The organism is Rothia sp. SD9660Na (genome assembly GCF_030064065.1).
Classification (GTDB): domain Bacteria; phylum Actinomycetota; class Actinomycetes; order Actinomycetales; family Micrococcaceae; genus Rothia.
On record NZ_CP125946.1, the window covers coordinates 907,491 to 919,293 of the forward strand.

Annotated in this window: 9 protein-coding genes and 3 tRNA genes; 11 read left to right on the top strand and 1 reads right to left on the bottom strand. The window is 58.8% G+C overall.

From position 1 onward, the window contains the following. Window positions 1-85: 85 nt before the first annotated feature. The 10 genes from QM007_RS04375 to QM007_RS04420 all read left to right on the top strand — a co-directional run bounded on the left by QM007_RS04375 (window position 86) and on the right by QM007_RS04420 (window position 9,181). Window positions 86-358, top strand: a complete 273-nt coding sequence (locus QM007_RS04375) for a type II toxin-antitoxin system RelB/DinJ family antitoxin (protein ID WP_283490722.1) — start codon at window positions 86-88, stop codon at window positions 356-358. 42 nt (window positions 359-400) lie between these two features. Then, window positions 401-640: a type II toxin-antitoxin system YafQ family toxin gene (locus QM007_RS04380; RefSeq protein ID WP_502949095.1), complete on the top strand. Its 240-nt coding sequence runs from the start codon at window positions 401-403 to the stop codon at window positions 638-640. A gap of 9 nt (window positions 641-649) precedes the next feature. Beyond that, the gene (locus tag QM007_RS04385) at window positions 650-2,317 is read left to right on the top strand and encodes a pentapeptide repeat-containing protein (protein WP_283490723.1); all 1,668 of its coding nucleotides are present in this window, start codon (window positions 650-652) and stop codon (window positions 2,315-2,317) included. Between the two features lie 125 nt (window positions 2,318-2,442). Beyond that, on the top strand, window positions 2,443-3,219 hold the full coding sequence (locus QM007_RS04390) for a fumarylacetoacetate hydrolase family protein (RefSeq protein WP_283490724.1): 777 nt from the start codon (window positions 2,443-2,445) through the stop codon (window positions 3,217-3,219). A 49-nt stretch (window positions 3,220-3,268) separates the two neighbouring features. Further along, window positions 3,269-4,783, top strand: a complete 1,515-nt coding sequence (gltX, locus tag QM007_RS04395; protein WP_283490725.1) for a glutamate--tRNA ligase — start codon at window positions 3,269-3,271, stop codon at window positions 4,781-4,783. 308 nt (window positions 4,784-5,091) lie between these two features. After that, window positions 5,092-5,163 (top strand) — tRNA-Gln (locus QM007_RS04400). Window positions 5,164-5,188: 25 nt separating this feature from the next. Next, window positions 5,189-5,261 (top strand) — tRNA-Glu (locus QM007_RS04405). Between the two features lie 212 nt (window positions 5,262-5,473). Next, window positions 5,474-5,546: transfer RNA gene (locus QM007_RS04410), tRNA-Glu, on the top strand. Window positions 5,547-5,653: 107 nt separating this feature from the next. Further along, the gene (locus QM007_RS04415) at window positions 5,654-7,450 is read left to right on the top strand and encodes a dynamin family protein (RefSeq protein WP_283490726.1); all 1,797 of its coding nucleotides are present in this window, start codon (window positions 5,654-5,656) and stop codon (window positions 7,448-7,450) included. A gap of 15 nt (window positions 7,451-7,465) precedes the next feature. After that, window positions 7,466-9,181, top strand: coding sequence for a dynamin family protein (locus QM007_RS04420; protein ID WP_283490727.1), 1,716 nt, complete (start codon window positions 7,466-7,468; stop codon window positions 9,179-9,181). Between the two features lie 220 nt (window positions 9,182-9,401). Here QM007_RS04420 and QM007_RS04425 read toward each other — a convergent pair whose 3' ends face one another. Further along, window positions 9,402-10,118 (bottom strand): IclR family transcriptional regulator, encoded by a 717-nt coding sequence (locus QM007_RS04425; protein ID WP_237185919.1) that lies wholly within the window; start codon window positions 10,116-10,118, stop codon window positions 9,402-9,404. A gap of 221 nt (window positions 10,119-10,339) precedes the next feature. Between QM007_RS04425 and leuC the strand changes: the two genes are divergently transcribed. Further along, window positions 10,340-11,761 carry a 3-isopropylmalate dehydratase large subunit gene (gene leuC, locus QM007_RS04430; RefSeq protein ID WP_283490728.1) on the top strand — a complete coding sequence of 474 codons (1,422 nt, stop codon included), beginning with the start codon at window positions 10,340-10,342 and terminating at the stop codon, window positions 11,759-11,761. Window positions 11,762-11,803: the final 42 nt, after the last annotated feature.

Consider the following 11,803-nt stretch of genomic DNA (forward strand, 5'->3'; position numbering starts at 1 on the left):
ATGGGGGGGCAGGCTGGGCGACGATATGTGTGAGATAGTCTAGGCAACGTCATACAAGGGTAATACACTGGCGGTAGGAGGAAGCATGTCTACATCAACTATTAGTGTTCGTACTGATTCGGCCGTTAATGGCGAGGCTGAGGAGCTTTTCGCTGAGCTTGGCTTGAACCTTTCAACGGCTGTCAACATGTTTTTACGGCAGAGTATCCTGGAGCGCCGTATCCCCTTTGAAGTGACGACTAACGTGCCGACAGCGGAGACCGTTGCCTCGATCGAAGAGGGGCGCAGGCTCTTGGTCGACGATAGGGCGGAGACTTTCGAGAGCGTCGAGGCGCTGAGAAAAGCTCTAGACGTATGACGACTTACCACATCAGTGTAACGTCTGCCTTTAAGTAAAGAACTGAAGCGTGCGAAGAAGCGTGGCAAGAACCTGGACAAATTTTTCCACATCGTTAATCTTCTGGCTACAGAGCAAGAGTTACCTCCCCGAGACAGAGACCATGCGCCTACTGGGAATTTTTCAGGCATGAGAGGGTGCCACATTGCGCCGGACTGGTTGCTCATCTATGAAAAAGACGATGGTGTTTTGGCCCTGTTGCTGATCCGAACCGGCTCTCACTCAGACTTATTCAAGGAGTAGCTAATCACCGTGTTCCACGTGAAGCCCCAAGGCCGGGTGGGTTCCTCTACGCTTTCTGGTCCCTTCTGGTATTTAATTGGGCTTATGCCAGACACATTAGACGCACACATGATAGCAACATACAAGACCGAGAATACAGCCCGACGCGGAAGGGGTGGAAACAAGTTCCTAGCCTGGACATGGGGTATAGGAGCCGCCATCTTTGGGTGGCTTGCAGTCCCGAGAGACTACCGGAACTTTACGTGGGATGATCTGTTCGGTCTAGGCCCGGTATCTGCGCTTGGGACGGGTGTGCTTGCCTATTGTTTGGCTTGGAAATTCTCAGGAAGGAAACCTAAAGAGCAAGCAGAACAAAATGGCAACCAGCTCTACCGGATTGTGAAGGTAGTACTCCCAGTTATCTTCCTGCTATTAGCAATCTCCACCCTGTTTCTGACACTTGCTACCTTCAATGGCGATTGGGTAGAAGCCCGCCAGGGGCTGTTTACTGTATTTGCGGCTCTGATTGCAGCTGCGGGCGCTTTCGTCTCTGTAGTGGTCAGCTACCAAATAAGTGAAGAAAACCGTAAACTCCAACGTGAGCTAGAAACAAAGAAGCAGGACGCTGAGCTGATTAAGACCCTCAATGATCGTCTTCATGATATTCTAGAGCGTCGCTATAGCGAGGATGTTGATCAAAAGTGTGCTAGTTACTTTCAGTTGGCGACTCTATATAAAGATTGGGAGGCTCTGTCGGAATCTTCTGCTTTGGTTGAGAATCAAAAAAATAATCAGCAGAATGGTATCTTGAGGGCTCTTTTTGGTGTCTATCTTGAGAGGAGTGATCTGCGAAGTGAACAAGAACAAAGAGTTCTTAACTTAGTCATTAAGGATATTTTTCCCATTTATGATAACTCTGAATTAGAAGAATGGGATCCTGATAATATACCTGAATGTCTGGGCTGTAGTATTGATGTTTCGCGTGATTTGAGCTATCTTGATTTGAGGGAGCTCAATCTCTCCAATGTGTGTCTGAATGGTTCCAACTTGGATTTTGCAAACTTGGAAGGGGCGGTGTTGAGCGGTTCTCATATGAAGGGTGCGGATTTGAGGGGCGTGCGTTTCGGTTTCGAAGGTGATTTACAGGGATTGGAGCACGTTTGGCTTTATGGTATCCATCTGCAGGAAGCTAAACTTAATAATGCATATTTAAAAAAGGCCATCTTGAAGTACTCTAATCTTAAAGGTGCCATTCTTGATAATGCGAATATGCAGGGTGCTGATTTATATAAATCTTGTTTAAATAATGCTAGCTTGAGTTATTCCAGGCTTGAAAAATCTAGTGCTCAAAAGGTGCGATTTAAGAATACTAACTTGGATAACACTTATTTTAATGAGGCTAGTTTGCAAAATTCCTATTTCAATGACGCTGTTATGTATGGAACGCGTCTTAATTATGCACATATTGACGGATGTGATTTGACTGGTGCTGATATGGAATACGCACATATTGAACATGTTCCCCTCATTAGAGATTCTTCAAGCAGTTCTCAAAAAAGATATAATTTTATTAATCAGTTTAAGGTTGCCAAAACTCTTCCTAATGATCTTCATATTTGGGTGGGTAGGTCTAAATTTCTTGAACATATTAAAGGTGCCCACAAGAAATATTGGGAAGAAAAGAAAAAGAGTCAGTAAGCAAACCCGAGCCTTTCCCGGCTCTTGCCGTCCTGTTACCTTATCCCTGGGCTAGTCCGCCCCAACCCTGCCCGTCGTCCCCTTCTTCCTAGAAGCTGGCTGGGGGAGTCCGGTAGTCTAGAACCATGCGCATTGCCCGATTTACCGTAGACGATACCCTGCACTTTGGGCTGGTTGAAGGTGAGCCCGGCGAAGAGACCATCACCGTTCTCTCCGGCGACCCCTTCTACACCGGCATTAACCCCACCGACAAGCGATACCCCCTAGCGGACGTCCGCCTGCTTGCCCCCATCATCCCCCGCTCCAAGGTCATTGGTGTGGCCCGCAACTGGCGCGAACACGCCAGCGAACTGGGCAACGAAACCCCCACCACCCCCCAATTCTTCTTCAAGCCCAACACCTCCGTCATCGGCCCCGGCGACCCCATCGCCCTGCCCGAATGGTCAGACAACGTCTCCTTCGAAGGTGAGCTCGCCGTCGTCATCGGCCGCATCGCCAAGTCCGTGCCCCTGGACCGCGTACCCGAAGTTATCTACGGCTTCACCGTTGCCAACGACCTGACCGCCCGCGACGCCCAAAAAACCGACATCCAGTGGGCCCGCGCCAAGGGCTTCGACGGTGCCTGCCCCCTGGGCCCCTGGATCGAAACCGAGCTGGACGCCGACGACCTCACCATCCAAACCTGGGTTGACGGCGACCTCAAACAGGACGGCACCACCGCCGACATGGTTTTCTCCGTCGCCGAACTCGTCGCCGCCGCCAGCGAATACTTCACCCTGCTACCCGGCGACGTGATTCTCACCGGTACCCCCGCAGGGGTAGGACGCCTGAGCGCAGGTAACGAGGTTGAGATTGAGGTTGAGGGTATCGGCTCCCTCATCAACACCGTCCGCGCCGAGTAAACTAGAACCTACGAATAGCTTTCAACTAGAAAGGGATGTGCCCGCATCCATGAGTGATTACGCTCTGAAACTCAACGACCCCAGCGAGACCCGCGTCCGCTTCTGCCCCTCACCCACCGGCACCCCGCACGTGGGCATGGTGCGCACCGCCCTCTTCAACTGGGCCTACGCCAAGCACACCGGCGGCACCATGGTCTTCCGCATCGAAGACACCGACGCCGCCCGCGACTCCGAAGAATCCTTCAACCAGGTGCTCGAATCCCTGCAGTGGCTGGGCATCAACTGGGATGAAGGCGTTGGCATTGGCGGCCCCCACGAGCCCTACCGCCAGTCAGAGCGCATGGATATCTACGCTGAGGTGGTCGAAAAGCTCAAGGCCGGTGGCTTCATCTACGAGGACTTCTCAACCCCCGAAGAGGTTGAAGAGCGCCACAAGGCTAAGGGCGAAGACCCCAAGCTGGGCTACGACAACTTTGACCGCGACCTGACCGAAGAGCAGAAGGCCGCCTACCGGGCTGAGGGCCGCACCCCCGTGCTGCGCCTGCGCATGCCCGATGAAGACATCACCTTCCATGACTTAGTGCGTGGCGACATCACCTTCAAGGCCGGCTCTGTACCCGACTTCGTGGTCGTCCGCGCCAACGGCAAGCCCCTCTACACCCTGGTCAATCCCGTGGACGACGCGCTCATGGGCATTACCCACGTACTGCGCGGCGAGGACCTGCTGTCATCGACCCCCCGCCAGATTGCCCTCTACCGGGCCCTGGTCGAGGTTGGCGTCACCAGCTTTATCCCCGAATTTGGCCACCTGCCCTACGTCATGGGCCAGGGTAACAAGAAGCTCTCCAAGCGCGACCCCGAGTCAAGCCTCTACAACCTGCTGGATGCCGGTTTCATCAAGGAAGGCCTGCTCAACTACCTCTCCCTGCTGGGCTGGTCCCTCTCCCACGACGAAGACATCTTCACCATGGACCAGATGGTGGCTGCCTTCGACATCAAGGACGTTCTGGCCAACCCCGCCCGCTTCGACCTAAAGAAGGCAGAAGCTATTAACGGCACCCACATCCGCCTGCTGGAGGCAGAGGACTTTCGCAACCGCCTGGTTCCCTTCCTGCATAAGGCGCAGCTGGTTTCCGCTGAGAGCTTCGAGAATCTGACCGAGCGCGAGCAGGCCATTCTGACCGAGGCAGCCCCTCTGGTTCAGGAGCGCATGCAGCTTCTGGGTGAGGCCCCCGGCCTGCTGGGCTTCCTCTTTACTGCCGATGAGAACATCGAGGTAGCCGAGGATGCCGCCAAGCAGCTCAAGGAGTCAGCACCGGCAGTTCTCGATGCGGCGATCACCGCAGTCGAGGGCCTGACAGACTTCTCTGCCGCCACCATCGAAGCTGCCCTGCGCGAAGCTATCGTTGATGGCCTTGAGATCAAGCCCCGCCTTGCCTTCGGCCCGGTGCGCACCGCCATGAGCGGCCAGCGCATCTCACCGCCTCTCTTTGAATCCATGGAGATTCTGGGTAAGGAATCTTCCCTGGCCCGCCTGAAGAAGCTCCGCGCTTCCCTGGCCTAAAAAATTTCGAGGTTTAGCTCACGCACCGCCCCGTTTCCCTGTCTTCAGCAGGGAAGCGGGGCGGTGCTTTCTTCCTGCCAGATGCGGGTAAAAGGGGTGTGCGAGGACGCCAGGAGCGGCTTTTTCAGGAATTTTTACAAAAATTTTGGGGCCAAAAACCGCTAGAAATAAGGCTAAACACGAGGTGAACTACTTGAATGTGAGCCAGCTCTACAGATTTCAAGTTGCATACCCTCAAAAGCTCGTATAGAGTTATTACTCGTTGCGGCGATGACTTCCGAAAGGAAACAAGCCGGAGCAAATAATAATGGGATATGGTGTAATTGGCAACACTACGGTTTCTGGTACCGTCATTCTAGGTTCGAGTCCTGGTATCCCAGCGAACATCTTGATTCAAGATGTTACGGCCCCATCGTATAGCGGCCTAGTACTCCGCCCTCTCACGGCGGCAACACCGGTTCAAATCCGGTTGGGGTCACAGACTAAAATCTCTCGCTTCATTCGAAGCGGGGGATTTTTTTATGCCTGAATCTAGCCAGCCTGGGCCTGGCCTCTCCCTGGGGGTGTTCCTGGCTGGGCTTGGCAGAGTCTAGGGTAGTGCAGATTACATCTGCTCAATTTGCCTGTAGGTTGATCCCTTGTGTATAGTTTTATCTGTTGCCGGAAACGGTAGCAGCTCGAAAGAGTTTTGGCCCCATCGTATAGCGGCCTAGTACTCCGCCCTCTCACGGCGGCAACACCGGTTCAAATCCGGTTGGGGTCACAGGCTAAAAGCTCCACATCTACCAAGATGTGGAGCTTTTCTTCTGCCCTCAGCATCATTGGCCACCAAGCCCCGCGCTCTTCGCTAAACATGCGAGAATAGGGTACGTGCACAAGGAAACAATCACCCCCGCTCTCACCGCAGTTCGCGATGCCCGCAATACCCTGGCGGCAGCGTCCTTCCCCCTCGTCACAGCTTCCGCTGACGACGCGCGCAAAGAAGCCCGTACCGCCGTCACCCAGCTCGATGACTACATCCTGCCAAAGCTAGCAACCCTAGACGCCCCGCTCACCGTGGTCGTGGGCGGCTCTACCGGTGCGGGTAAGTCAACTCTGGTCAACACCCTCATGGGGGAGCCCGTCACCCGCTCCGGGGCAATCCGCCCCACCACCCGTCAGCCCGTCCTGCTCCACCGCCCCGAGGATGCCGACGCCTTCACCCCCGAGCGAATCCTGCCCCACCTGGTGCGGGTACCGGTAGCGCCCGACGAAGCCCTACCCGGCGCTAACCCCCACAATGGCCAGGACGAGCTGGTCACCGTACCTGTCGAATCCCTGCCTGCCGGCATCGCCCTGATTGACGCCCCCGACTTTGACTCGGTCTCAGACGAGAACCGCCGCCTGGCCCAGCAGCTTTTGCGCGCTGCCGACCTCTGGCTCTTTGTCACCACCGCTAACCGCTACGCCGACGCCGTGCCCTGGGAGATTCTGCGCCAGGCCGCTGCCCGCGATATCACCATCGCCGTGGTGCTCAACCGCGTGCCCGAGGGCGCCGAGGACGAAATCGAAGCCGACCTCACCCGCATGCTCACCGAAGCCGGTATCACCCCCGCCCTCATTCACTCTGTAACCGAACAGGAACGCGACGAACGTGGCCTGCTGCCCTCTGTCGCCTTGACCCCGCTGATCTTCTGGTTGCGTTCCCTGGGCGCTGACGTGGATGCCCGCTCCGATATCGCCCGCCGAACCCTAGAAGGAGCCGTGCGTGGGGTAGCCCAGCAGACTATTACCCTGGCCCAGGCCGCCGGGGAACAGCAGGATGCCGAGACCCGACTGCGTGCGGACGTCACCTCAGCCTTTGAACGCGCCCTGGCTAATCTCAACGAGGCTACCCAGGACGGGCAGATGCTCCGCGGCGAGGTGCTGACCCGCTGGCAGGACTTTGTGGGCACCGGCGAATTCTTCCGCCAGGTCGAAACCACCATTGGCAAGGTGCGCGACCGCGTAGCCGGCTTCTTTAGGGGTACTCCGCCTACCCGCGCTGTTGAAGTGGAGCAGGCCCTTGAAGTGGGTCTGCACTCGGTCATTATGGAAGAGGCTGCTGCCGCTGCCGAAACCGCCCAGCGCCGCTGGCTCGAAGACCGGGCCGGCCGTGCCCTGCTGGCCGGGGACGACCTAGCCTCCCTCGGCGAGAACTTCTCCGAAGAAGTTGCTGAATCTATTCGCGCCTGGCAGCAAGACGTCATGGACATCATCGCCGCTGAAGGTGCCGGTAAGCGCCAAAAGGCCCGGTTCATGTCGCTGGGGGTCAACGTCACTGCGATGATTCTCATGGTCGCGGTTTTCTCCATGACCGGCGGTCTGACCGGCCTAGAGGTTGGCATCGCTGGCGGCTCAGGCGTCGTTGGCCAGAAGCTGCTGGAAGCAATTTTCGGTGAGGACGCCGTACGCCGCATGGCTGCCGGAGCCCGCACCCGCCTCGAAGAGCGTATGCGAGAGCTCCTTCTCAGCCAGCAGGAACGCTTTACCCAACGCCTGGACGAGGCAAGCGGCAGCAGCAATCCCGAAACCCCCTCAGCTGCCGACCTCACCGAAGCGGCCCAGATCCTGGCCCGCGCGGGGGAACAGCTGGCGTCCGCCTCCACCACCAGTGATTCAGCATTCACCGGCACTGACACCGAGTAAGCGAGAGTAACCACCGTGACCACCACCGATACAGCTGTCGCGACTACAGCCCTAGCAAGTCGCGTCGATGCCCTCACCACCGCCCTGGAACTGGGCGAGGGGCGAGTAGACCCCGAAACCATCGAGACCGCCAGGGGTGTGCTCACCCGCGCAGCAGCCCGCCGGGAGCTCTCCGCCGAGCACACCGTCATCGGCTTCTTCGGCGCAACCGGTTCGGGCAAGTCAACCCTCTTCAACGCGGTCGTAGGTAAAGAAATCGCCAAGAGTGCTGCCCGCCGCCCCACCACCTCTACCGCCCAGGCCGCTATCTGGGGCAGGGAAGGGGCAGAACCCCTACTGGACTGGCTGGGGGTAGATAGCCGCACCTACATGGACGAAGACCCTGCCCAGGCAGCAGAGGCTCTCAATCGTGCCGATGTGCCGGTGACCGTGGGCATGTGGAACAAGATTCGCCGCTCGGTGGGAGCTGGGAAGACCGAACAGGCCACCGGCGGGCTCGTGCTCCTTGACCTGCCTGACTTCGATTCGGTAGAGGCGTCCAACCGGGCAATCGTAGAGAAAATGGCCCAGTGCGTGGACGTGCTGGTCTGGGTCATGGACCCGCAAAAATACGCCGATGCGGTGATTCACCAGGACTTCATCCGGCCCTTAGCCGCCCACGGGGCAGTGACCCTGGCCGTGCTCAACCAGGTGGACCGCCTGGACGAGACCGAAGTGCCGGCAGTTCTGGACTCCCTCAAGCTCCTACTGGCTCAGGACGGGCTCACCTCCACTCTGCTTGCTGATCCGTTGGGGGTTTCTGCCCGCACCGGCTACCAGATACCCCGCCTGCGCGAGATTCTCGGCCAGGTGGCCGTCGCCAAGAACGCTGCGGTGGCCCGCATCGAAGCTGACCTGGCAGGCGTCCGCACAGATTTGGCTGGGCAGGACGGCGGGGGAGAGCCCGTCGGCATCACCGCTGCCGCAACTAGCCAGCTTGAGGACGACTTCTACGCTGCCTCAGGTGCAGAAGCCCTGGTCAAGGCCGCGGCCGACTCCTATAGGCTGCACGCTGCCTCGTCCACCGGCTGGATTGCAACCCGCTGGCTGCTCAAAATCAAACGCGACCCCCTCAAACGCCTAGGCCTGCACAAAGAACACGACGGGGCACCCATTTCTAAGTCCTCCCTGCCACCGCTGGGAGCACCCCAGAAAGCGGCCCTCTCAACGTCCTTACGCACCTTTGCCACCAGCGTTTCGCAGAGCGTCGAGGAACCCTGGAGCCACTCCATCAGGAATGCTGCCCGCACCTATGAGAGCCACCTGCCCGGTGAGATTGAGCGCGCCGCCGCTACCGTACATTACGATGCTCAGAAAAAACGCTGGTGGTGGCACCTGCTCAACGTCCTGCAATGGGTGGGGCTGGCAACGGCACTAGTGGGCCTGCTCTGGCTCACCGGCTTGGCAGTGGCAGGCTACTTCCAGATTGTGCTGCCCGACCCGCCCACCATCGAGGGCTTCCCCCTGCCCATCCCCACCCTGCTGGTGGTTACCGGCGTCCTGCTGGGCATACTGACAGCGGCCCTGGGACGGGGGCTAGCGGCGGTGGGGCACCGCATCTACGCCAAGAACATCCGCCGCCAACTCGAAACTAACCTGGCCGATGTGGCAGCCCGCTGCGTCACCGCCCCCGTGCAGGACGAACTAGCCCGCCTAGAGGGCTACCGCCAGGCCCTGCACGAGGCCCGATAAAACAAAAACTCCCCGCCCACCGAAACCGGTGAGCGGGGAGTTTCTGTATTTCAGCATCATAGTAAGAGGCTTATTGAACGGGTTTCACAGGCTCGCGCTCGCTGCAGACCCTCTCACCTGGTTCGCTGGCGCTCACTAGGTGATTCACGCCAGCCGCCGAGCCAGCAGCTTCGCTGCGAGCCTGCTTCACCCCAGACTTTGAATAAGCCTCTCAGCAGTTCTAGCTGCGCAGAGCCTCAGTCAGTGCAGCTGCAGCCTCGCACACCACTTCGGCATGCAAACGGCCGGGCTGGCGGGTCAGACGCTCGATAGGGCCCGAGATGGAAACCGCCGCAATGACCTTGCCGGAAGGGGAGCGCACCGGGGCTGAAACGGAGGCGGTGCCGCGCTCGCGCTCACCGACAGACTGGGCCCAGCCGCGGCGGCGGACGGCTGCCAGCATGGTGGCTGAGAATCGGGCGTTGTGTAGGCCCTCCACCAGGCGGGCGTGGTCTTCCCAGGCGGTGAGGATCTGGGCCGCAGAGCCGGCTTTCATGGAGAGCTGGGTGCCCACGGGGATGGTGTCGCGCAGGCCGATAGGACGCTCGGCAGATGCCACGCAGACGCGCCAGTCGCCCTGGCGGCGGAAGACCTGGGAGGACTCACCGGTGACGTTGCGCAGGTTGTTGAGCACGGGGCCAGCAGCGGCAATCAAACGGTCTTCACCGGCGGCGCTGGAGAGCTCACCTAGGCGGGGGCCGAGCATGAACCGGCCCTGGACGTCGCGGGCGACCAGGCGGTGGTGGGTTAGGGCGACGGCGAGACGGTGGGCAGTGGGGCGGGCTAGGCCGGTGGCTTCAACGAGCTGGGAGAGGGTGGCGGGGCCTGCTTCGAGACAGTCAAGAATGTGTGCGGCTTTATCGAGGACGCCGACGCCTGAGCTGCGGTTATCGTGCATGGTGACTTTTCTTTCGCCTGTGGTCGTGGGCCGGGCTTCGGCCCAGGTGAGTGGTTGCGGTGGGAGCCTTTCGAGTGTGAAAGATCGAGAGCTAAAGTATTGTGTCCGTATAACCTATCATGACTTCTCATATGGTGATATGCAAGTTCATTTATTGGAAAGATTTTCTTCGGCGGGTCACACTTGTTAAAGCATCACGAGAAAACTTTATGGAGGACTCCATGGCTGGTATTACCGACCATACCCCACGAACTTTGGCTGAAAAGGTTTGGGACGCGCACACCGTAGTGCCCGGCGAAAACGGCAAGCCCGACCTGCTTTACATCGACCTGCACCTGGTCCACGAAGTGACCTCACCCCAGGCATTTGAGGGTCTGCGCCTGGAGGGACGCCCTCTGCGTCGGCTTGACCTGACCATCGCAACTGAGGACCACAACACTCCCACCGAGAACATCTTCTCCACCATCGCTGACCTGACCTCCCGCACCCAGATTGAGACCCTGCGTAAAAATGCTGAAGAATTCGGTGTGCGTATCCACTCCCTGGGCGATAAAGAGCAGGGCATTGTGCACGTGGTGGGCCCCCAGCTGGGTCTGACCATGCCCGGCATGACCGTGGTCTGCGGTGACTCCCACACCTCAACCCACGGCGCCTTCGGCGCCCTGGCCTTTGGCATTGGTACTTCTGAGGTGGAGCATGTGATGGCTACTCAGACCCTGCCCCTGGCCCCCTTCAAGACCATGGCCATCAATGTTGAGGGCACCCTCAAGCCCGGTGTCACTGCCAAGGACATCATCCTGGCTGTTATCGCCGAAATCGGTACCGGTGGTGGCCAGGGCTATGTGCTTGAATACCGTGGCTCAGCCATCCGTAGCCTCTCCATGGAGGGCCGAATGACTATCTGCAACATGTCCATTGAAGCAGGTGCCCGCGCCGGTATGGTGGCCCCCGATGAGACCACTTTTGACTATGTCAAGGGTCGCCCCCACGCGCCCACCGGCGAAAACTGGGACGCCGCCGTTGAATACTGGAAGACCCTGCCCACCGACGAGGGGGCAACCTTTGACCGGGAGGTCTTCATCAATGCTGACGAACTAGAACCTTTTGTTACCTGGGGTACCAACCCGGGGCAGGGCGTCCCCCTCTCCCAGGCAGTGCCCTTCCCCGAGGACTTTGAGGACGAGAACGAGCAGAAGGCCGCCTCCCGCGCGCTGGAATACATGGATCTGACCGCAGGTACCCCTATGAAGGACATTCCTGTCGATGTGGTCTTCCTGGGCTCCTGTACCAACTCCCGCATCGAAGACCTGCGAGCTGCCGCTGAAATCGTCAAGGGCCAGAAGCTGGCCGAAGGCGTCCGTATGATGGTGGTCCCCGGCTCCCAGAAGGTACGTGCCCAGGCCGAAGAAGAGGGTCTGGACCAGATTTTCAAGGACTTCGGGGCTGACTGGCGTTTTGCCGGTTGCTCCATGTGCCTGGGAATGAACCCCGACCAGCTGGCTCCCGGCGAACGCTGCGCCTCAACCTCCAACCGCAACTTCGAAGGACGCCAGGGCAAGGGCGGACGCACCCACCTGGTCTCACCCCTGGTTGCCGCCGCTACCGCCATCCGCGGTACCCTGTCCTCACCGGCAGACCTCTAAGCACCCCACTCGCACTAGCCCGGCTTGATCGGGCGGAAACGG